This window comes from Janthinobacterium sp. OK676, assembly GCF_900103595.1.
Lineage (GTDB): Bacteria > Pseudomonadota > Gammaproteobacteria > Burkholderiales > Burkholderiaceae_D > Janthinobacterium.
Genome location: NZ_FNHA01000002.1, coordinates 501,294 through 522,966 on the forward strand (window position 1 = coordinate 501,294; position 21,673 = coordinate 522,966).

25 protein-coding genes and 1 pseudogene are annotated in these 21,673 nt (G+C 64.9%); 23 read left to right on the forward strand and 3 right to left on the reverse strand.

What is annotated here, in order from left to right; translation table 11 throughout:
* Positions 1-18 precede the first annotated feature (18 nt).
* The gene (kdsA, locus tag BLU39_RS05790) at positions 19-864 is read right to left on the reverse strand and encodes a 3-deoxy-8-phosphooctulonate synthase (RefSeq protein ID WP_034750794.1); all 846 of its coding nucleotides are present in this window, start codon (positions 862-864) and stop codon (positions 19-21) included.
* Positions 865-1,083: 219 nt separating this feature from the next.
* Here kdsA and BLU39_RS05795 point away from each other — a divergent pair, with 219 nt between their 5' ends.
* Entirely contained in the window at positions 1,084-1,356 is a 273-nt protein-coding gene (locus tag BLU39_RS05795) for an oxidative damage protection protein (RefSeq protein ID WP_034750797.1), read from the forward strand.
* 167 nt (positions 1,357-1,523) lie between these two features.
* Positions 1,524-2,060 (forward strand): DUF6622 family protein, encoded by a 537-nt coding sequence (locus BLU39_RS05800; RefSeq protein WP_092710863.1) that lies wholly within the window; start codon positions 1,524-1,526, stop codon positions 2,058-2,060.
* A gap of 47 nt (positions 2,061-2,107) precedes the next feature.
* Here the strand turns inward: BLU39_RS05800 and rpiA are convergent, their stop codons facing one another.
* Entirely contained in the window at positions 2,108-2,785 is a 678-nt protein-coding gene (gene rpiA / locus BLU39_RS05805) for a ribose-5-phosphate isomerase RpiA (RefSeq protein WP_092710866.1), read from the reverse strand.
* Positions 2,786-2,993: 208 nt separating this feature from the next.
* On the opposite strand from rpiA, the gene BLU39_RS05810 reads away from it, so the two are divergent.
* Genes BLU39_RS05810 through BLU39_RS05820 form a run of 3 tightly spaced genes read left to right on the forward strand, consistent with a single transcriptional unit; the run spans position 2,994 to position 4,956 of the window.
* A complete protein-coding gene (locus BLU39_RS05810) occupies positions 2,994-3,362 on the forward strand; it encodes a response regulator (protein WP_092710869.1) in 369 nt (122 codons plus the stop codon).
* 2 nt (positions 3,363-3,364) lie between these two features.
* Entirely contained in the window at positions 3,365-3,991 is a 627-nt protein-coding gene (locus BLU39_RS05815; RefSeq protein ID WP_092711326.1) for a chemotaxis protein CheC, read from the forward strand.
* 5 nt (positions 3,992-3,996) lie between these two features.
* Complete coding sequence (locus BLU39_RS05820) at positions 3,997-4,956, forward strand: GGDEF domain-containing protein (protein ID WP_175539229.1); 960 nt, start codon at positions 3,997-3,999, stop codon at positions 4,954-4,956.
* 5 nt (positions 4,957-4,961) lie between these two features.
* Here the strand turns inward: BLU39_RS05820 and BLU39_RS28890 are convergent.
* Positions 4,962-5,276 (reverse strand): annotated as a pseudogene (locus tag BLU39_RS28890) (IS1595 family transposase); the annotation flags it as partial.
* A gap of 467 nt (positions 5,277-5,743) precedes the next feature.
* On the opposite strand from BLU39_RS28890, the gene BLU39_RS05830 reads away from it, so the two are divergent.
* The 18 genes from BLU39_RS05830 to BLU39_RS05910 all read left to right on the forward strand — a co-directional run bounded on the left by BLU39_RS05830 (position 5,744) and on the right by BLU39_RS05910 (position 21,668).
* Positions 5,744-7,411, forward strand: a complete 1,668-nt coding sequence (locus BLU39_RS05830) for a sensor histidine kinase (RefSeq protein ID WP_139178178.1) — start codon at positions 5,744-5,746, stop codon at positions 7,409-7,411.
* Positions 7,408-8,109, forward strand: a complete 702-nt coding sequence (locus BLU39_RS05835) for a response regulator (RefSeq protein WP_232731176.1) — start codon at positions 7,408-7,410, stop codon at positions 8,107-8,109. Before BLU39_RS05830 ends, BLU39_RS05835 begins: the two co-directional genes overlap by 4 nt.
* Positions 8,110-8,360: 251 nt before the next feature.
* Complete coding sequence (locus BLU39_RS28520) at positions 8,361-8,507, forward strand: hypothetical protein (protein WP_157808810.1); 147 nt, start codon at positions 8,361-8,363, stop codon at positions 8,505-8,507.
* Between the two features lie 83 nt (positions 8,508-8,590).
* Positions 8,591-8,773, forward strand: a complete 183-nt coding sequence (locus BLU39_RS05840) for a Flp family type IVb pilin (RefSeq protein WP_092710879.1) — start codon at positions 8,591-8,593, stop codon at positions 8,771-8,773.
* Between the two features lie 92 nt (positions 8,774-8,865).
* Complete coding sequence (locus BLU39_RS05845; RefSeq protein ID WP_092710882.1) at positions 8,866-9,039, forward strand: Flp family type IVb pilin; 174 nt, start codon at positions 8,866-8,868, stop codon at positions 9,037-9,039.
* Positions 9,036-10,106 (forward strand): phosphatase PAP2 family protein, encoded by a 1,071-nt coding sequence (locus tag BLU39_RS05850; protein ID WP_092710885.1) that lies wholly within the window; start codon positions 9,036-9,038, stop codon positions 10,104-10,106. The genes BLU39_RS05845 and BLU39_RS05850 overlap by 4 nt, the downstream gene beginning before the upstream one ends.
* Complete coding sequence (locus BLU39_RS05855; RefSeq protein ID WP_198511201.1) at positions 10,103-10,690, forward strand: A24 family peptidase; 588 nt, start codon at positions 10,103-10,105, stop codon at positions 10,688-10,690. The genes BLU39_RS05850 and BLU39_RS05855 overlap by 4 nt, the downstream gene beginning before the upstream one ends.
* Before the next feature lie 40 nt (positions 10,691-10,730).
* Entirely contained in the window at positions 10,731-11,351 is a 621-nt protein-coding gene (locus BLU39_RS05860) for a methyltransferase family protein (RefSeq protein WP_092710888.1), read from the forward strand.
* A 31-nt stretch (positions 11,352-11,382) separates the two neighbouring features.
* Entirely contained in the window at positions 11,383-12,729 is a 1,347-nt protein-coding gene (locus tag BLU39_RS05865; RefSeq protein ID WP_198511202.1) for an ATP-binding protein, read from the forward strand.
* Positions 12,726-13,574, forward strand: coding sequence for a Flp pilus assembly protein CpaB (gene cpaB, locus BLU39_RS05870; RefSeq protein ID WP_092710891.1), 849 nt, complete (start codon positions 12,726-12,728; stop codon positions 13,572-13,574). Before BLU39_RS05865 ends, cpaB begins: the two co-directional genes overlap by 4 nt.
* Before the next feature lie 22 nt (positions 13,575-13,596).
* A complete protein-coding gene (locus BLU39_RS05875; RefSeq protein ID WP_092710894.1) occupies positions 13,597-15,189 on the forward strand; it encodes a type II and III secretion system protein family protein in 1,593 nt (530 codons plus the stop codon).
* 9 nt (positions 15,190-15,198) lie between these two features.
* A complete protein-coding gene (locus BLU39_RS05880) occupies positions 15,199-15,486 on the forward strand; it encodes a hypothetical protein (protein ID WP_092710897.1) in 288 nt (95 codons plus the stop codon).
* A gap of 46 nt (positions 15,487-15,532) precedes the next feature.
* Positions 15,533-17,083, forward strand: coding sequence for a Tad domain-containing protein (locus BLU39_RS05885; protein ID WP_092710900.1), 1,551 nt, complete (start codon positions 15,533-15,535; stop codon positions 17,081-17,083).
* A 7-nt stretch (positions 17,084-17,090) separates the two neighbouring features.
* Positions 17,091-17,558, forward strand: coding sequence for a TadE/TadG family type IV pilus assembly protein (locus tag BLU39_RS05890; protein ID WP_092710903.1), 468 nt, complete (start codon positions 17,091-17,093; stop codon positions 17,556-17,558).
* A gap of 10 nt (positions 17,559-17,568) precedes the next feature.
* The gene (locus BLU39_RS05895; protein ID WP_092710907.1) at positions 17,569-18,084 is read left to right on the forward strand and encodes a TadE/TadG family type IV pilus assembly protein; all 516 of its coding nucleotides are present in this window, start codon (positions 17,569-17,571) and stop codon (positions 18,082-18,084) included.
* A 34-nt stretch (positions 18,085-18,118) separates the two neighbouring features.
* Positions 18,119-19,270, forward strand: coding sequence for a CpaE/TadZ family protein (locus BLU39_RS05900; RefSeq protein WP_092710910.1), 1,152 nt, complete (start codon positions 18,119-18,121; stop codon positions 19,268-19,270).
* 45 nt (positions 19,271-19,315) lie between these two features.
* A complete protein-coding gene (locus BLU39_RS05905; protein WP_092710913.1) occupies positions 19,316-20,683 on the forward strand; it encodes a TadA family conjugal transfer-associated ATPase in 1,368 nt (455 codons plus the stop codon).
* A gap of 10 nt (positions 20,684-20,693) precedes the next feature.
* Complete coding sequence (locus BLU39_RS05910; protein WP_092710916.1) at positions 20,694-21,668, forward strand: type II secretion system F family protein; 975 nt, start codon at positions 20,694-20,696, stop codon at positions 21,666-21,668.
* Positions 21,669-21,673 lie beyond the last annotated feature (5 nt).

Below are 21,673 nucleotides of genomic sequence, written 5' to 3' on the forward strand. Positions count from 1 at the left end.
TTTTTTACGTTGGAACCGTTATTTGATATTCAGCGGCGCAAACGATTTGACCAGGTCGTCGAGCGCCTTCAATTGCGCCAGGAACGGTTCCAGCTGGTCCAGCGGCAAGGCGCTGGGACCGTCGCAGCGGGCGTTGTCCGGGTCAGGATGGGCCTCCAGGAACAGGCCGGCGATGCCGACGGCCAGGCCGGCACGGGCCAGGTCCGCCACTTGCTGGCGGCGGCCGCCCGATGCGGCGCCACCAGGGTCGCGCTGCTGCAGCGCGTGCGTGACATCGAAGATGATGGGCAAGTCGTCGCACGTCTTCTTCATGACGCCAAAGCCCAGCATGTCGACCACCAGGTTGTCGTAGCCGAGGCAGGTGCCCCGGTCGCACAGGATCAATTGATCGTTGCCCGCTTCCTTGAATTTCTCGACGATATTGGCCATCTGGCCAGGGCTCAAAAATTGCGGCTTCTTGATGTTGATGACTTTGCCGGTTTTCGCCAGGGCCACGACGAGGTCCGTCTGGCGCGCGAGGAAGGCGGGCAATTGCAGCACGTCGACCACTTCGGCCACCTGCTGCGCCTGCCATGGCTCATGCACGTCGGTAATCACGGGCACGCCGAACGCCGCCTTGACGTCCTGGAAGATGCGCATGCCTTCTTCCAGGCCCGGGCCGCGGTAGGAATGGATCGATGAACGGTTGGCCTTGTCGAAGCTGGCCTTGAACACATAGGGAATGCCCAGTTTTTGCGTCACGCGCACATATTCTTCGCAGGCGCGCATGGCAAGATCGCGCGATTCGAGCACGTTGATGCCGCCAAACAGCGCGAAGCTGCCCGTATTGCTGACGTCGATGCCATGGACTTTCACTGAGGTCATAGGGATTCCATATTGGTTAATTGTTACTACTTGCTTGGAAGAGGCGCTGCCAGCGGCTGGCGCGATAAGGCATCTTACTAGCTGGGGCGTCGCAGATCAAATTTGATCCAGCGCAAGGGCGCGGCAAACGGCGTGTCGCCAGGCCGCGACGGCCCCGCGAGGGCCGGCGCAAAGTGCCTTATAATCACGCTTTATCTCTACACTGATTCAGGAGCACAGATGGCCCGCACGATCCACTGCATCAAACTCAACAAGGAAGCCGAAGGACTGGATTTCCCGCCGTACCCGGGCGAACTGGGCAAGAAGATTTACGAATCCGTGTCGAAGGAAGCATGGGCTGCCTGGCTCAAGCACCAGACCATGCTGGTCAATGAAAACCGGCTGAACCTGGCCGACGCGCGCGCCCGCAAATACCTGGCCACGCAGATGGAAAAGCATTTCTTCGGCGATGGCGCCGATGCGGCCATGGGTTACGTGCCGCCAACGGAGTAAGTTTTATCGCTTGCCCGTGACCACGTCACGGGCAGTTTCCCCTGCGTTTCACGCCCGCCCCCGCCGATTCACGGCCATCCTTCCCCGTTTCGTCGCACACCGCTCGCCGCCCATGCCGCCCGCTGGCACAGTACGTCCATCGACAACCTCATTCCAAGGCGGACACCATGTTGCAGCAAATCTTCAGCCACACTCCCCTCTACGTCTGGGCCATCCTGGGCTTTCTCGTCTACCGGGGCGTGCTGGCCAGCCGGGCGCGCGAAGTGACCTTGCGCAAGCTATCCATCATTCCCCTGGTGATGCTGGCGCTGTCGCTGAGCGGCGTGCAGGGCAGTTTCGGCTTCGATGGCGTGGCGCCGTTCGCCTGGATAATCGGCGCCCTGGCCGGTGCGGCGCTGGCCTGGACGCTGACCGATGCGCGCAAGATCGTCGCCATACCCGAGCGGGCCAGCGTGCGGCGTCCCGGCAGCTGGGTGCCGTTGGCCCTGATGATGAGTATCTTCTGCATGAAATATGCGGTGGCCGTGACCCTGGCCATCGCCCCGGCCTATGCCCACGCGACCGGCTTCATCGCACCCGTGTGCCTCGCCTATGGCTGCTTCAGCGGCATCTTCCTCGGCGGCTTGCTGCGCACCATGGCTGTGTACCGGGCTGTGCAAAGTGAAGGCTGGGGTCAGACCCGGCGGGGGAATGCGCCCCAGTGAGGCGCATTCCGATCACGCAGTGACTGACCCCGGATTTCTGCTGCGTATCAGTATGCCAAAGTACGCACGCCTTCCGGCATGCCCAGCAGGCAGACATTGGCGCCGCGCACGGCAAACAGGCCGACGGCGATGACGCCGACGATCTGGTTGATCTGCTGTTCCAGCGCCACCGGGTCGGCAATTTTCAAGCCCAGCACGTCGATGATTTCGCCGCCATTGTCGGTAATAAACGCTTCCGTGCTGCCAGCTTTCAGGCGCAAGCGGGGCGTGCCGCCCAGCGCAGCCAGCTGGCGCGAGACGGCGGCGCGCGCCATCGGCACCACTTCCACGGGCAGCGGGAAGGCGCCCAGGGTTTCCACCAGTTTCGAGCCGTCGGCGATGCAGACGAACTGTTTCGCGACGGACGCGACAATCTTTTCACGCGTCAATGCCGCGCCGCCGCCCTTGATCATGGCGCCGCTGGCCGTGATTTCATCGGCGCCGTCGATGTAGACGGCGATCGATTCGACGTCGTTCAGGTCGAAGACGGGAATGCCATGGCCTGCCAGACGGGCGGCCGTCGCTTCGGACGACGCGACCGTCCCCCTGATGCGGTCCTTGATCTTGGCCAGTTCATCGATGAAAAAGTTGGCGGTGGAACCGGTGCCGACACCGATGATTTCACCGTCCACCACATAGTCTATGGCGGCGCGGGCTACGGCTTGCTTCAATTCGTCTTGGGTCATGGCAAAAAAAGGCTAAAGTGAGGAATACCGCTATTTTAACGGATTGCCGGGCCGGCCAGCCGGCCATGATGACGGGCCATGCGACGGGATACAACAGGCAAGCTGGAAAACTTTGCCCCAGAGCAATTCCCAAGCCGATTACTCTCTATGCCCTTTAAAATATGCGAAAATGGCACGATAGCCCGATATGACGTTCCAGGAATAGCACATGAATCACAGTAAACAGGTACTTGTTGTCGATGACAGCCGGGTTTCACGTTTGATGTCGCATCAGTTCATCCTCAGCAAACATGCCGACTGGCAAGTGATTGAGGCGGCGACGGGTGAAGAAGCCCTGGAAAAAGTCAAGACCGTCAGCCCTGTGCTGATATTGCTGGATGTCAACATGCCCGGCATGGGCGGCGTGGCGGCGGCGGAACAATTGCGCGCGCTGTGCCCGCAAACACACATCGTTCTCGTTACGGCCAACGTGCAAAACGCAATCCGCAACCGCGCCAGCGAACTCGGCGTCGGCTTCATGGAAAAACCGATCACGGAAACGCGCATTCACCAGCTGATCGAGTCACTGGGACTGTGAGCATGGTCAATCTCTCCGAACTCGAGAACGACGCCCTCGTGGAGATATTCAACATCGGGGTGGGCCATGCGGCCGCCGCGATGAGCGAGATCGTCAATGAAGAAGTCACCATGTCGGTGCCGTCGATCACCTTCCTGAACCGTGCAGACGCGGCTGCCTTGCTGGGCAGCAAGAAGGATGGCGAACGCATCTGCGGCGTCAGCCAGCATTACGATGGCGCCTTCGCCACCGAAGCCATCCTGATGTTCCCCGAAGACAAAAGCCTGGAAATCGTGCGCCTGATGGTGGGCGACGCCATGCCGCTGCAGGAGCTGACGGAGATGGAACAGGAGGCGATGAGCGAAATCGGCAACATCATCCTCAATTCCTGCGTGGGAACTTTGGCCAACCTGTTCGACAGTGAACTGCATGGCTCGCTGCCCCTGTACCACGTGGGCACCAGCGCGGAAATCCTGTCCTCGTTCGGCGGCCACGACGACGACGCCGTCGTGCTGATGCTGCATATCGACTTCGTGCTGTCCAAGCACCAGATCCACGGTTATGTGGCATTCGTGCTCGACCTGTCCGCCTTGCACGACCTGAAGCAGCAGGTCAGCCGCTATCTGGCCAAGGTCCTGGGACAGGCGTGACGATCATGCCGGATGCCTTGCACCGCCTCGCCCTGCTCGAAAGCATCATCGGCGCCGTCAACCTGGGCGCCATCGTGCTCGACGAGCAGCACCGGATCGTGCTGTGGAACCACTGGATGGCGCGCCACTCGGTGTGCCGGGCCGGCGCCGTGCTGGGCCAGGATTTTTTCGCCGTCTATCCGGAACTGCGCCACAAGCGCATCGCTTCGGCCATCACCCAGGCCCTGCGCGACAATTTCCAGTCACTGCTGTCACAAACCCTGCACAAGGCGCCGTTTCCCCTGTACACGCATGGCACGGCCGAAGGGCGGGAGCGCATGCAGCAGGCGATTGCCGTCACGCCGATCAATTTGCCCGGCTCGCCGCGCCACTGCCTGATCCAGATCAATGATGTCACCATCGCCGTGGGCCGCGAAAAGCTGCTGCGCGAACAAACCATGGTGCTGCGTTCGCAAACCTTTGCCGACGGCTTGACGGGCATTGCCAACCGCCGCCACTTCGACGTGGCCATCGAAAAGGAAATGCGGCGCGCCATGCGCACGGGCAGCCCCCTGTCGCTGCTGATGATCGACATCGACCATTTCAAGGATTACAACGACCATTACGGCCACCAGCAGGGCGACGATTGCCTGATACGAGTGGCGGCCGAACTGGCCGCCATGCTGCAGCGCCCTACCGACCTGCTGGCCCGCTATGGCGGCGAGGAATTTGCCGCCATCCTGCCAGACACGGACGCGGCGCAGGCGCTGCGCATGGCCGAGACGATCCGCCAGCATGCGGCCGGCCTGCGCATTCCCCACGCCAAGACGGGTAATGACCTCAAGCACATCACGGTCAGCATCGGCATCGCCACCCAGCATCCGCAGCAGCAGCCAGCCGTCGCCGCCCTGATCGGCGCCGCCGACCGCGCTCTGTACCTGGCCAAGGGCGCGGGGCGCAACCGCGTGATGGTACAGCCGCTGTAAAAAAGCTATGTCATCGTCAAGTGTGGGAATGCGCCCAATGTTGCCTTCAATAACGTTTCGGGTGAGCGGATGCGCCTGGCATCGAGTATCCAGCGCCATCCCAGATAGTTCGGCAGGTAGCGCGTCGCCACGCCATGAAACGGCCCCAGCCATTGTCGTAATCGGCTGTGATAGGCGTTGACGTTCTGCACGTGGGCGGCGCCCTGCACGCGGATGCCGGCGCGCAAGTTGACGGCCTGGTGGCTGATACGAGCTTCCCTCGCAAAAGCCCGGTAGGCGGCATGGCCATCGGTGACCAGCAGCACGTCCTTGTCGATGACGGGCAACAGGCAATGATGCAACTGCGCCTTTGTCAGCGCCCCTTTGCCCGCAAGTGGTCTGAATGGCAGGCGGGACAGGCCAATCGCGGCTGGGCCACATTTTCCAGCAGTGCGATGGTCGTGCCGTGTGGCTGGTTACTACGCAGCAGGGCAATGCCTGCTTGCCGCTGACGTCGGCTCAACCGGGCAAACTGCGCAATCAAGGTGATCCATTCGGCTGGCCGCATGATTGGCTCCCGCAGAGTGAGTATGCAGAGTCAGACAGCACGGCCACAGGAAGATTCCGGCATTTCCCCTACTTGCCGATGACAGAGCCTAAAAAAGCAACGCAGGGCAAAGGATTCCAGTAGACATCTTTACGGCGTGTGCGTAGACTCGTCAGTGATTGCAGCAACAGTAACAAGAATTTATCTGTGGTATCTATCCCTGCGCATGGCTCACCATGCGGGACACGGCCAGGAGCGCTTGTGAATCTCGATCCTCCCCTCAGATCCGGCTTGCCGGGTGCCGGCATGGATACGACCATGGTGAACGGCATGCGCCTGCTGCTGTCGAGCGCCACCTTGCTGACCCTGTTCATCGATCCCGAAAGCGCCGGCAAGCTGAGCAAGATCACCTGGCTGATCTTTTCCGCCTACACCATGCACAGCCTGCTGCTCTACGCGCTGGCCGTCCTGGGCTTCAGCCTGCCTCAGGATATCTTGCTGTATTGGCTGGACGTGGCCTGGTATGCGCTGATCGTGTTTTCCACCAGCAGCCATAACAATTTATTCTTCCTGTTTTTTTTCTTTGCCATCCTGACCTCGTCGTTCCAGCGGGGCTTCGAGGAAGGCGCGCGCGTCACGCTGGCCTCGGCCGGCCTGTTCGCCGCCACGGCCCTGTTCGGCGAAACGGATGCGGAACTGTCGCGCCTGCTGCTGCGCACCACCTTCCTGCTGGCGCTCGGCTACATGATCGCCTACTGGGGCGGTTCGGCCATCACGCAGCGCAGCCACCTGGCGCTGCTGCGCGATGTCAGCCAGCTGTCCAATCCGCGTTTCGGCGTCGACCAGACCATTACCTCGGTGCTGGAAAAAACCCGCAGTTATTTTAACGGCCGCAGTTGCCTGCTGGTCATGCAGGACAAGGGGACCCGGGTCTGGTCGCTGCGCAGCGTGCTGCAAACGGCGACGGGCGTCGTGCACACCAGCTCGCTCCTCAGCGACGACGCGGCCAGTCCCCTGCTCGCTTTCCCGCACGATAAAATCGCCCTGTACAACCAGCCCGCAGGCCCGTGGCTGCCGTGGATAGGTGGCGCGCGCATGCTCGACCCGGACAGCGGACGCTGGCTGCGGCACGACGACGCGGCAGGCGCCCGCCTGGCGGAACTGCTCGAGGCGCACGCCTTCATCAGCGCGCCGCTGCCCCTGCGCAATGGCAAAGGGCGCATCTTCATCGTCTCCGCCACCAGCATGAGCAAGACGGACGCCCTGTTCCTCAGCCATATAGGCGCGCAGGCGTTTCCCGTCATTGAAAACATCGATTTGCTCGACCGCCTGGCGTCGCAGGCGGCCTCGCGCGAGCGCGAAAAGATCGCGCGCGACTTGCACGACACGGCCGTCCAGCCGTATATCGGCTTGCGCCACGGCCTGGCCGCCCTGCGCAACGAAGCCACGCCGGGCAATCCGCTGCTGCCGGAACTGGAAAAGCTGATCATCATGTCGGGCCAGGTAATCGCCGACCTGCGCAGCTACGCGCGCACATTCAAGAACGGGCAAGTGCAAAGCGAGCCGGAACTGCTGGTCGCGCTGCGCCGCCAGGCCACGCAGATCCGCGAATTCTATGGCATCGACATCGCCCTGCAGATCGAAGGCGACCTGCACATCAACGACCGCCTGGCAGCCGAGGTATTCCAGATCGTCAACGAAGGCATGAGCAATATCCGCAAGCATACGTCGGCACGCCACGGCGCCGTCAAGCTGACCTGCGTGCAGGGCGCGCTACACATCAGCATCGACAACGAATGCGCCGCCGCGCACGTCCCCGATTTCCTGCCCGACTCGCTGGCCGAGCGCGCCGCCGCCCTCGGCGGCACGGCCCGCGTCACGCACGGTATGCTGGGCAACACCTCCGTGCAGATCGAGATCCCCATATGAATGACTTACGCCACATGCCGCCGGCCAGCCACGTCATCAGCGTGATGCTGGTGGACGATCACAAGACCATGCTGTGGGGCCTGGAGCGGCTGATCGGCGGCGAACACTCGGGCATGCGCGTGGTCGCCACGGCGTCCGACAGCAGCGAGGCGCTGGAGCAGGCGAAGGCACTGCAGCCGGACGTGATCGTGCTGGACCTGGACCTGGGCGGCATCAGTTCGCTGGCCATCCTGCCCGCGCTGGCGCAGTGCGGCGGCACGCGTGTGCTGGTGCTGACGGCCAGCCACGACCAGGCCATCCTGGACCAGACGGTGCTCAAGGGCGCGCGCGGCATCGTCAGCAAGGATGCGCCGGCGGAAATGGTCCTGAAGGCCATTGAAAAGGTGTACCAGGGCGAGCTGTGGCTGGAACACGCGATGCTGGGACGCATGCTGACGCAACTGACCCAGCCCGGCGGCGGCTCGGCGCAGGCGATCGCCATCGCCAGCCTGACCCTCAAGGAACGAAAGATCATCGCCGCGCTGGTACACGGCAGCGGTACGCCGGCCAAGCTGCTGGCGGATCAGCTGTTCATCTCCGAACATACCTTGCGCAATCACCTGACGTCGATCTACCGCAAGCTGGGCGTGTACAACCGCCTGGAACTGTACGCCTACGCCACCAAGCACCAGCTGGGCCAGTTGCCGCCCGGCACCTGATCCCGCCGCTACCCTGCGCGGCCACGGCCGCGCACTCCCGCCCTACTCCCCCTTCGCCAGCCGCTGCACGGCCTGCGCCCCTGCGCACGCATGTGCGCCAGACTCGACCATGACAATTGTCACGAAAAAAACAAGCAGTTCCTCCTTGCAATAAAAGGATGTTCTTCTGATGTAGATCAAGGTGCCAACTTCTATAGTGGTTTTACCGGAGTGCAAATCACCGCACGGCCCACCACGACACGGAGCACAGCATGCGCCTTGACAAGTTTCTTCCGACGTCCCTGATCGCCTATTTCCAGGGCAAGGAAAAAGCTGCGTTCTACCGCTATGCGCTCGTGGCGGCCCTCATGGCGGTGGTGTGCATCATCGGACTGCTGGCACTGGGCGAAAGTCCATGAACGCGCCAGGTCGTAGCACCAGGAAGCAACACCGCCATGCCGTTTCATCCACCGCTGTACCTTAACCACCACCAGGAGCTGTCATGAACCTCATCAAAAACTTTATCCGCGAAGAAGATGGCGTCACCGCAATCGAGTACGGCCTGATCGCTGCCCTGATTGCCGTCGTGATCATCGCCGCCATCACCATCGTCGGCACGCAGCTGAAAAAGACCTTCAGCACGATCGGCACCAAGCTGACCACCGCCAACTCCGCGGCAGCCTGAACACGGTAACCGGGCTGGAACAACGTCAGCCCGGTTACCGCCCAGTTAGCACCACAGGCCAGTTTTTCCTGCTTACCTATCAGAGGCCCATCGTGAAATCTCTCTTCAGCCGTTTATCCGACGACTCCGCCGTCACAGCGATCGAATACGCGCTGCTGGCGGGCCTGATCGCGGTAGTGCTGGTCATCACGATCACCCTGCTTGGCGACCAGGTCAAGCAGCTGTTTGTCTACGTCAAGGACCAAGTGGTCCTGGCCCTGTCATGAACGCCCTGCGCGCCTCGCTGCGCACCCACCGCGTCCTGCTGCTGATCGTGCTGCCATACGCCGCCGCGGCGATGCTGCTGGCCGGCGGCCTGCCCAGCGCATCGGAGATCCTCAACGTGCTGGCCGGCTTCCTCGTGGCCATCCTCACGGGTCCCGTCTTCATTCTGTGCGGCTACACCATCCACGTCATGGTGATGAAACGCCCGCACCGCCTGTGCCACTATCTGTACCACGACCTGCGCCGCTACCTGAGCAACGAGCGCCTGCTGCACGCGCTGCCGGCCATGCTGCTGATCCCCGTGTTCGCGTCCAGCTTTACCGTCTTCAAGAGCGCCATCCCGCGCCTGCATCCCTACACCTGGGATACCACCCTGTCCGCCTGGGATACCGCGCTGCATGGCGGCATGGCGCCGTGGGAAAGGCTGCAGCCGCTGCTTGGCCATCCGCTGGTCACGGGCTTGCTCAACTTCAGCTACCATTTCTGGTTCTTCCTGTTCTACGCCATCCTGTACTGGCTCATCCTCGACACGCGCCGCCCGCTGCTGCGCATGCAGTTCCTGCTCAGCTTTGCGCTGACCTGGATCGCCCTGGGCAGCATCCTGGCCGTGCTGTTTGCCTCGGTCGGCCCCTGCTACTACGGCCACTTCCACAGCAGCGACCCGTATGCGCCACTGATGGCCTACCTGCATGAGGCCAACCAGCACGTCCCCGTCTGGGCCCTGCAGGTGCAGGAGATGCTGTGGCAAGGCTACCAAAGCAAGGGCGCGAACGGCGAACTGGGCATCTCCGCCATGCCCAGCATGCATGTGGCCACGGCCGTGCTGATGGCCATCGTGGGCTGGAACGTCAGCCGCGCCGCCGGGATCGCCCTGTCCGCCTTCGCCGTGCTGATCCTGCTCGGCTCCATCCACCTGGGCTGGCACTATGCGCTCGACGGCTATGTCGGTGCGGCCGGCGCGGCGCTGGTGTGGCGCCTGGTGGGGCGGATGCTGGGCAGCCAGGCCACGGTACCGGCCATGCACATGGCCACGGCGCCCTGCATGAGCAAGGAAGGACTGACATCATGAACGCCCACCTGCCCATGCTGCTGTGCCTGGCCGTACTGGCCACCCTGCTGGCCGCCGCCCTGTGGCACGACCTGCGCACGCGCCGCATCCCGAACCGGCTGGTGCTGTGGGGCACCCTGGCGGGATTGATCCTCAACAGCTTCGTGCCATCGGGCGCCGGCCTGTTCGACGCTTCCTTCGGCGGCCTGGGCCTGCTGCAGGCGCTGGCAGGCGCCGCTGCCGGACTGGCCCTGCTGCTGCCCATGTACCTGCTGCGCGCCCTGGGCGCCGGCGACGTCAAGCTGATGGCCATGTGCGGCGCTTTCCTCGGCCCCGACGCCGTGCTCGAAGCGGCCCTGCTCACCTTCCTGTGCGGCGGCGTGCTGGCCCTGGCCGCCGCGCTGGCGGGCCAGCGCCTGCGCCAGGTGCTGAAAAACACCTACCACATGATGCTGGGCGCGCTGCTGCACAGCCTTGCCGGCGGCGCCGCCACGATCGCCGAACCGCCGCCCGCCACCGGCAAGCTGGCCTACGCCTTCGCCATTGCCGGCGGCACCGGCTTGCAGGTGTTCCTGCAATACAACCACCTGTGGAGCCTGCGCTGAAACGCGCCGCTCCGACGACCCGCCACCATAGGACCTGACCATGAACGCCCTCGCCATCCTCTGCCACTCGCGCCACGCCAGCCTGTTCACCAGCATCGCCATGGCTTGCCTGTGGACGTTCTTCGCCAGCGCCCACGTGCTGGGATTCCTGCACAGCGGCGACTGGAGCTATCTGCTGTTCTGCGCCGCCGAAACCCTGGCCGCCCTGTTCTTCATCGTGCGCTCGACTCCCGTCAGCGTCTCGACCGATGCGGGCGACTGGCTGCTGGCCATCGGCGCCACCTTCGCCCCCTTCCTGCTGTCCCCCGCCGACATGGCCATCTGGCCCGGCGCACGCTACCTGCTGGCCGTCGGCAGCCTGCTGCAGATCGCCGGCCTGCTGTCGCTGAACCGCAGCTTCGGCCTGGTGGCGGCGCAGCGCGAGATCAAGACGGGCGGCGTCTACCGCGTGATACGCCATCCGCTGTATGCCAGCTACCTGATTTCCCTGAGCGGCTACCTGCTGTCCAACACCTCGCCCGCCAACGCCGTCATCTATGTCGCGACGATGAGCATGATGGTGATGCGCCTGCTGCGCGAAGAGCGCTTCCTGTCCGCCGACGTGCGCTATCGCGTCTACATGCGCCAGGTGAAGTACCGCCTGCTGCCTTTCATCTTCTGATATCCGGCCACCCGAGCGAGGAGTACCCATCATGCCTGACACCTATCCAGAACGCAGCGACGGCGGCGGCGTCGAACCGGCCGCCAAGCGCGCGCCACGCACGGTCGAGGAAACGGGATTGCCCTTCCTGTTCCTGGTCGAACTGCTGGTCAAGATACTCTTCCTGCGCGGCCAGATCGGCCTGCCCGCCCTGTCGACGCACGTGAAACTGGGCGCCGGCGTGCTCGAACCGCTGCTCACCTTCATGCGCGCCGAAAAACTGTGCGAAGCGCGCCGCAACGGCGGCAGCGGCACCGACGCCGACCTGTACTACCTGCTGGGCGACCAGGGCCGCCTGCGCGCCGCCGAGTACATGCGCCGCAATGCCTACAGCGGTCCCGCCCCCGTCACCCTGGCCGATTACAGCAACCAGGTGCTGGCGCAAAGCGTGGCGGACATGCAGGTCACCCGCGACGATGTGCAGCGCGAATTCCGCGACGTGGTGGCCAGTTCGGCCGTGCTCGACCAGCTGGGCGCGGCCATGAATTCCGGACGCGCCCTGTTCTTCCACGGCCCCGCCGGCAGCGGCAAGAGCTACCTGGCCGAGCGCCTGAACGGCCTGCTCAGCGGCGCCATCGCCCTGCCCCATGCCGTGATGGTCGACGGCGAAGTGCTGCCCTTCCTCGACCCCATGCTGCACACCCTGTCGCGCGGCGGCCCCGTGCCGTCCGACCCGCGCTGGGTACGCGCCGAGCGCCCCGCCGTGCTGACGGGCGGCGAGCTGACGCTCGACATGCTGGACCTGCAATTCGACCAGGGCAACCGCCTGTACCAGGCGCCGCCGCACCTGAAGGCCAACAACGGCATCTTCATCATCGACGACCTGGGCCGCCAGCGCTGCTCGCCCGTGGAACTGATGAACCGCTGGATCGTGCCGATGGCGCGCCACATCGATTACCTGTCGCTGCACACGGGCTACAAGTTCCCCGTGCCCTTCGACGTCATCGTCGTGTTCTCGTCGAACCTGGCGCCGCAGCACCTGGCCGACGACTCCTTCCTGCGCCGCATCGGCTACAAGATCCATGTCGGCCCCCTGAGCGCCTACCACTACCTGGCCGTGTTCCGCAGCACCTGCGCGCAGCTGGGCATCAATTTCGACGAAGCCTCGTACACCTACCTGCTGCACCTGCACAGCCAGTACGGGCGACCCCTGCTGGCCTGCTATCCACGCGACATCCTGGCGCAGGTGTGCGACCAGGCGCGCTATGAAGACCACGCGGCGCAGCTCAATCCGGAAGTGCTGTTCTGGGCATGGCAAAACTATTTCGGCAGCGATGACGACCTTGCAAGCACACATAACGGACCGGCAGCGGTCCAGCACAAAGGGGAAGCAAAATGAGAAACGCACGCGCTCTGACGATGATGGCCATCGCGGTCATCCTGGCGTTCGCCGCGGTCATCGTGGCCGCGCGCTGGATCAATGCCCAAGCCTCGGGCAACATCAACAAGGTGGCCGTGGCCCAGGTCGACATCAGCCTGGGGGCACGTCTCACGCCCGACATGGTGCGCATGGTGGACTGGCCATCGAACGCGCTGCCGCCCGGTGCCATCAACGATCCGAAACTGCTGGAAACGCGTGTCACGCGCACCAGCATCCAGCACGGCGAACCCATCATGGAAGGCAAGCTGGCGCCTCCCGGCACGCAAGGCGGCCTGTCGGCCGTCGTCGCCGAAGGCAAGCGCGCCATGACCGTGCGCGTCAACGACGTGGTGGGCGTGGCCGGCTTCGCCCTGCCCGGCAACTTCGTCGACATCCTCGTCAACACCCAGGGCGAAGGAGCCCGCAAGACGCCGGACCGCGATCCGAACATTTCCAAGATCGTGCTCGAACGCATACTCGTGCTGGCCATCGCCCAGGAATCGAACCGCGACGACACCAAGCCCAAGGTGGTCAACGCCGTGACCCTGGAACTGACGCCGGACCAGGCGGAAAAACTCGACCTGGCCCGCAGCGTGGGCACCCTGTCGCTGGTGCTGCGCAACCAGGTCGAGGACAAGCCCGTCAACACGGAAGGCGCCACCAAATCCAGTCTGCTCGATGAAAAAGTCGCCGTTGCCGCCCCCGCCGCCATGGTGCAAGCCAAGCCGCTGCCACGCCGCCGTCCCGCCGCCGCACCAACGGCACAGGCCGGCCCGCGGGTCGATGTCATCAAGGGGCTGGAACGCAGCTCCCAACAATTCTAACCTGCACCAGAGGAGTCACGCCATGAGCACATATTGCACAGCAAGCGGAAGCCGGGTACTCAGCCTGGCGCTTGCCCTCGCCATGATCGGCGCCCTGGCGCCCCAGGCACGCGGCGAACCCGTCGCCGCTGCCGCCACCGCCGTTGCCGCCGACACGGGCACCGCCCGCGGCAGCCGGGCCGCCGCCCGGCCCAAGGCCACGCCGCCGCAAAGCGAATCGCGCGCCGGCCGCACCGAGATGGCGCCGCAAATGAGCCTGGCCGAAGGCAAGTCGACCCTGATGCGCCTGCCGTTCGCCGCCAGCCGCATGTCCGTCGGCGACCCGCGCATCGCCGACGTCATCCTGCTCAATCCCAACGAGGTGTATCTGCTGGGCCGCTCCGTCGGCACCACCAACCTGATCCTCTGGAACAAGAGCAATGACGCCACCATCATCGACCTGGCCGTCGGCATCGACAGCAGCAGCCTGCAGGCCCGCATGGCCGAACTGCTGCCGAACGAAAAGATCCACGTCACGGTGGCGGGCGACACCCTGATCCTGTCGGGCATGGTCAGCGACGTCGTCAAGGCCGACCAGGCCCTGTCGCTGGCGAACGCCTACGTGCAGCGCGGCGCCCGCAGCGGCGGCGCCACCTCCGGCGCGGCACCAGCGGCCGGCTCCGCCGCGCCCGCCCCCGCCGCCACACCCGATGCGGGCACGCCGCGCGTGATCAACCTGCTGTCGATCGCCGCGCCGCAGCAGGTGATGCTGGAAGTGAAAGTGGCCGAAGTGTCGAAGGTGCTGGTCGACCAGCTGGGCGCCAGCCTGGGCATCAACAAGACCATCGGCAGCTGGTCGTATTCGCTGCTGTCCAGTCTGCTCAGCAACAATCCCAGCGGCTTGAGCGGCGCCAGCAAGAACAACTTCTTCAACCTCGACGCGCAAAAACGCGATGGCCTGATCAAGGTGCTGGCCGAACCGAACATCATGGCCATCAGCGGGCAGGAGGCCAGCTTCCTGGCCGGCGGCAAGATCTTCATCCCCGTCAGCCAGACCAACAATGGCGGCGTGCCCACCATCACGCTGGAAGAGAAGGAGTTCGGCGTGGCCGTGAAATTCACGCCCACCGTGCTCGAAGGGGGGCGCATCAATCTGAAGGTGGCGCCGGAAGTGTCGGACCTGAACAAGGACGGCATCGGCATCACGGCCACGGGCATCTCGGCCACGGCCGTCCTGCCTTCGTTTACGACGCGGCGCGCCACCACGACGGTGCAGCTGTTCGACGGCCAGAGCTTCGCCATCGGCGGCCTGATCAAGAACAATGTGACCAGCAATATCAAGGCCCTGCCAGGCCTGGGCGAAGTGCCCGTGCTGGGCGCCCTGTTCCGCAGCACGGACTTCCAGACGGACCGCTCGGAACTGGTCTTCATCATCACGCCGCACCTGGTCAAGCCGCTGCCGGCCGACTACAAGCTGCCCACCGACGGCTACATCCAGCCGACGCGCGGCGACATGTTCATGCAGGGAAAAATGGAAGGCAGCGCACCCACAGCGGCACCAATGCCTGCGGCAACGGCCCCCATGCAGCCGCAAGCGGCCGCGCCCCAGCCTGCCGCCGGCTTCGACCTCAAATAGGAGAACACCATGAAAACCGCACATTGCCTGCCTTGCGCCACCCTGTTGTCGTTGCTGTCGCTGCTGGCCGGCTGCGCCGCCACCACCACGCCCGTGCTCGATTCGCACTTCGGCGAATCGGTGGCCCTGCTCAAGGCGCAGCAGATCATGTATCCGGACGCCTACCGCAATACCGACCCGGTCAGCGGCATCGACGGCAAGGCCGGCGCCAGCGCCTACCAGCGCTACCAGAAATCGTTCGCGGCGCCGGAACCGCAACCGAATGTCTTCACCATCGGCGTGGGCGGACGCCAGTAGGCGCCGGTTCCGCCACGCACTCCCCCCAGGCCACCAGGAGACAGCCATGAACACCGCATTTCGCAGGCACGACAAGCAGCAGGGCGCGATCGCCATCGTGCTGGGGCTGACCCTGGTGGTGCTGTTTGCCATGGGCGGCCTGGTGCTGGACCTGGGCCACCTGTACATCGCCAAGACGGAACTGCAGAACGGCGCCGACAGCGCGGCCCTGGCCGGCGCCGTGGAACTCAACCAAAGCGCCACCGGCATCGACAATGCGCAGGCCAAGGCCATCGCCATCGCGCAAAAGAACCGCTACGACTTTTCCACCGCGCTGACCATCACGGCCGCCAACATCGAGTTCGGCCCCAGCCCGGACGGCCCCTGGTCATCCGGCGCCAGCGCCCGCACCAGCCCGGACGGACAGACCTTCATCCGCGTCGACACGGGCAGCAAGACCTTCGCCACCTACCTGATGGGCATCGCCGGCATCGCCAGCACCAGCACCTCGGGCGTGGCAGTGGCGGGCCGCTTCGTCAACGACGTCACGCCCATCGGCGTGTGCGCCGTCGATCCGGCCAACAAGACGGCGCAATACACGTATCCGGCCGCGCCGGCCGGCACGGGCCTGACGGAGCTGGTGGAATTCGGCTTTCGCCGCGGCGTCACCTACAATCTGTTCGGTCTCAATCCGCTGGGCGGCTCGTCCGATCCCTACCTGATCAACCCCGTCGACGCGCCGCCCGGCAGCTGCAGCGCCTCGCATTCGAGCGCCAACTCCACCGCGCCATTCATGTGCACGGGCAGCAGCGCCGTCATCACCAGCGGCACGGGCCAGGTCTACACGAACACGGGACTGACGGCCTCGCTGGCCGCCTCGCTCAATTCGCGTTTCGACGATTATTCCTCGCCCTCCGTGTGCGATCCCGTGACGGCGCCGCCCGACACCAACATCAAGGAATATCCATGCGTGGGCGCCGCGTCGCCCTGTACCGCCACTGCCGCCAACTCGCCACCCACGGGCTGGATGGAACCGGGCGCCAGCACCCTGCCCAGCCAGCAGCCCGTCAGCCTGGCCGGCAACAAGCCGAATTACCAGCTGCCGTCGGCCGGCAGCGTGCCGGCCCCCTCGGCCACGTTCGCCCAGTTTTCCGGCTACGGCGTGCTATGGTCCTACGGCCCCGCCTACCAAAGCAATGGCGCCACCCCGGCCAAGGCCGGCACGGCGTACAGCGTGGCGGACGGCAACGCCAACCCCCTGTATAGCACGGCCAAGGCGAATTACTTCGACACGGCCAGCTACCCCGTCAGCCCCGGCGCAGGCTTTCCTGCCAGTACGCCGCCTTCGCCGTACAACCAGACCAGCGGCCCCACGTTCCAGGCGCCCTCGGTGGCCCATCCGGGCCAGCGCAACCGGCGCATCCTCAACGTGGTGCTGATCGACTGCCGCACGGCGCCCGTGGGGCCGGCCTCGTGCGGGACCATGAATGCGGTGGGCATCGGCAAATTCTTCATGACGATGAAAGCCGATTTCAGCGGCGGCACCAAGCGCCTCGACGTCGAGTTCGCGGGCCTGATCGAGCCCGTGCCGAATTCCGAAATCAAACTCTACAGGTGAGGCGGCTATGCGCAACCACTTTTCCCATCCCAGGCAGCACGGCGGCGCCGCCGTCGAATTCGGCATCGTGCTGGCCCTGCTGATCACCTTGCTGGCCGGCATCTTCGGCTTCGGCCGCGCGTTCTGGTACTACGACGCGCTGACCAAGGCCACGCGCGACGCGGCGCGCAACATGTCCGTCAAGGCCAAGGCCGGCATAGCCTCGCAGGGCGTGCCGGCGGCCAAACAGACGGTGGTCGACGCGGCCATCAGCGCCGGCATCAGCGACTTCGTCACGGCCAACGTGACGGTCACCTGCCTGGACGCGAGCTTCAACGACAGCAGCTGCACCGATGGCACGGCGCCGGGCGGCATCCGCGTCGAAGTCGTCAACTACACGCTGTCGGTGGGCCAGTACCTGCCCTTCGTGATCGGCGCGGCCAGCAGCTATGCCACGCCGCTCTCGCCGCGCACCACCATGCGCTACATGCTGTAAGGAGAACGCCATGCGCCACCTTCCACCTGCCCCCGGGACCGGCCGCCAGCGCGGCGCGGCCGCCGTCGAATTCGCCCTGGTGGCGCTGCTGTTTTTCACCCTGCTGTTCGGCATCCTCGAATTCGGCCGCATGCTGTTCCTGTACAACACGGTGCAGGAAGTGAGCCGCCGCGCCGCGCGCGAAGCGGTGGTGCGCTGGATCGACCAGACCGACGCCGTCAAGACCCTGGCCCTGTTCGGCGGCACGGCCCTGCCGGCCGCGCCGGAACTGACGGCCGCCAACATCACCATCCGCTACCTGAACAAGAGCGGCGCCGAAGTGACCTTGCCGCCGAGCGACCCGGGCGACAACCTGTCGGCCTGCGGCGACAACACGCGCACGGCCAGCTGCATCGACAGCGTGCGCGTGTCGATCGACAACGTCAGCTATACGCCGATGGTCAGCCTGTTCGGTTTTCTCAATATTGCCGTGCCGGCCTCGGTGGTGGTCATGCACGCCGAAAGCCTGGGCTTCCAGATCAATTGAACACCTTACCGTACACTTTACCGGGGAGTACCAAGTGAATATCGTCATCGTCTCGAAGAATGAAGCCCAGCTCAAACGGCTGACCCGCCTGCTGCGCGAACGCAGCTCATCCGACCGCGTCGCCCTGCTGGCGAGCATACCGGATGTATTCGACAACGGCGCCACGCCGGAAGTGCTGCTGCTGGAGCAGGAACAGACGGGCGAGACGGAGCTGGAACAGCTCGAACTGCTGGGCGGGCGCCATCCGAACCTGGCCATCATCGTGCAATGCCCGCAGCAAAGTCCGCAATTCCTGCTGCGCTCGATGCGCGCCGGCGTGCGCGAAGTGCTGCAACCGGACGACGACGCGTCCCTGTGCGCCGCCTTGCGCCGCATCGAGGAAAAGCTGCAAAAGCAGGTCACGCGCAAGGGCCAGGTGCTGGCCTTCGTCTCGTGCAAGGGCGGCAGCGGCGCCACGTTCATCGCCGCCAACCTCGGCTACGCGCTGGCCGCCGGCGAGCAGCGCAAGGTGGCGCTGTTCGACCTGAACCTGCAGTTCGGCGACGCCGCCCTGTTCGTCTCGGACCACAAGCCGGCCGCCACCCTGTCGCAACTGTCGCAGCAGATCGTGCGCCTCGACGCCTCGCTGCTGGCCGCCAGCATGATCCAGATCACGCCCGCCTACAGCGTGCTGGCCGCCGCCGACGATCCGGCCCATGCGGCCGACGTCGAAGCCGACCATATCGACCGCCTGCTGACCCTGGCGCGCAGCCAGTACGACTACATCCTGCTCGACGTGGGGCGCGGCCTCGACCCCGTCAGCGTGCGCGCGCTGGACCGGGCCGACCTGATCTTCCCCGTGCTGCAGGCAACCTTGCCGTACGTGCGCGACGGCAAGCGCCTGCTCGACGTATTCCGCGGCCTCGGCTACCGCGAAGACAAGATCCGCCTGATCCTGAACCGCTATGCCAGCAGCGATAACATCCGCGTGGCCGACCTGGAAGCGGCGTATGGCAAGCACGTCTACAAATCCATCCCCAACCACTACGAGGCGGTGGCGGCCTCCGTCAGCCAGGGCGTGCCCATCCTCAAGCTGACGCCGCACAACGCCGTCTCGCGCGCCCTGCAGGAACTGGCCGCCAGCCTGGCCGGCGAAACCCCGCCCGCCGCGCAAAGCTGGGTTTCGCGGCTGCTGGCGCGCGCCTGATTCCCTACAGCGCGCTTGATTCCCTACATTTACCGGAGACCGACCATGACTGCCGAAAAACTCACCCTGCGGGACCGCCTGGGCTATGCCCAGGATGACGCCAGCCAGAATGACGATGCCGCGCACCAGGGCGCATCGAGCCAGAGCTACCAGCAACTCAAGCACCGCACCCACCAGGCGCTGCTCGACCGCGTCGACCTGGAAAGCATGCAGCGCCTGTCGCGCGAGCAGATCCGCGAAGAGCTGAAGATCCTCGTCAGCGACGTGCTCACGGAAGACAATGTCGTGATCAACGAACTGGAACGGCGCTCGCTGATCCGCGACATCCAGGACGAGGTACTCGGCTTCGGCCCGCTCGAGCCGCTGCTGGCCGATCCCGGCGTGTCCGACATCCTCGTCAACACCTACCGCCAGGTGTATGTCGAGCGCCACGGCCGCCTGGAGCTGAGCGACGTCTGCTTCACCGACGACGCGCATTTGATGAAGATCATCGACAAGATCGTCTCGCGCGTGGGCCGGCGCATCGATGAATCGAGCCCCATGGTCGATGCGCGCCTGCCCGACGGTTCGCGCGTCAACGCCATCATCCCGCCGCTGGCCATCGACGGGCCCGTGATGTCGATCCGCCGCTTCTCGGCCCAGCCCCTGCGCCTGGCCGACCTGCTGCTCAAGCACAGCCTGACGGAGGAAATGAGCACCACCCTGCAGGCGCTGGGCAAGGCCAAGGTCAACATCCTGATCTCGGGCGGCACGGGCAGCGGCAAGACCACCATGCTCAATGCGATTTCCGGTTTCATCAGCACGGCCGAGCGCATCGTCACCATCGAGGACGCGGCCGAACTGCAGATGCAGCAGCCGCACGTGGTGCGCCTGGAAACGCGGCCAGCGAACATCGAGGGCAAGGGCGAAGTGACGCAGCGCGCGCTGGTGCGCAACGCGCTGCGCATGCGCCCCGACCGCATCATCCTGGGCGAGGTGCGCGGCGCCGAAGCGCTCGACATGCTGGGCGCCATGAACACGGGCCACGAAGGCTCGATGGCCACCATCCACGCCAACACCCCGCGCGACGCGCTGACGCGGCTGGAAAACATGATCAGCATGGCCTCCGCGGCCCTGCCCGTGAAAGCCATGCGCCAGCAGATCAGTTCGGCCATCAGCGTGGTGGTGCAGGTGTCGCGCCTGACGGACGGCAAGCGCAAGGTCACGTCGATCCAGGAAATCACGGGCATGGAAGGCGAGATGATCACCATGCAGGAAATCTTCACCTTCCGCCAGACGGGCATCGGCGAAGACGGCACGGTACAGGGGCATTTCCATGCCAGCGGCGTGCGGCCGCGTTTCCTCGAACGCCTGCGCGCCTTCGGCATCAGCCTGCCGGAAACCCTGTTCGATCCCGCCCGCCAGTACCATTAAGGGGAGCATCATGGACTATCTCTATTACGTATTCGCCATCCTCACCTTCATCGCCGTGGTACTGCTGATCGAGGGCGTGTACCTGGCGTGGAACACTTCGCGCGGCCCGGAAGCGGAAAGGGTCGCGCGCCGCCTGCGCATCATGTCGGCCGGCGCGCATGGCGACGCAGGCAGCTCGATGATCAAGAAGCGCCTGCTGAGCGACACCCCTGCCCTGCAGCGCGTGCTGCTCAGCGTGCCCCGCGTGCATGCGCTCGACCGCCTGCTCGAGCAGTCTGGCCTGAGCTGGAGCGTGGCCAGCTTCGCCGGCGTGATGCTGGCCACGGCCGGCGCCGCGTTTTTGCTGCTCAGCTACATCAGCGTACCGTGGCTGCTGCGCCTGCCGCTGGTGGCCGGCGCGGCCCTGCTGCCGCTGCTGGTCGTCTTGCGCGCCAAGGCCAAGCGCCTGCAGCGCATCGAGCAGCAATTGCCCGATGCGCTGGACCTGATGGCGCGCGCCCTGCGCGCCGGCCACGCCTTCCCCACGGCCCTGAAAATGGTCGGCGATGAAATGAACGCGCCGCTGGCCGTGGAATTTCGCGCCACCTTCGACGAAGTCAATTTCGGCATCGCCATGCAGGACGCCCTGATGAACCTGGCCACGCGCGTGCCCAGCACGGACTTGCGCTACTTCGTCATCGCCGTGCTGATCCAGCGCGAAACGGGCGGCAACCTGGCCGAGCTGCTCGACAGCATCAGCCGCATCATCCGCGAGCGCATCAAGCTGCTGGGACAGGTGCGCGTGCTGTCGGCCGAAGGCAAGCTGTCGGCCTGGATCCTGTCGCTGTTGCCCTTCGGCGCGGCGGCCATGATCCACCTGACCAATCCGCAATTCCTGGAAATGCTGTTCGTCGACCCGGGCGGACGCAAGATGCTCGTCGGCGCCCTGGTGATGATGGTGTGCGGCATCCTGGTCATGCGCAATATCATCCGCATCCGCGTCTGAGCCCG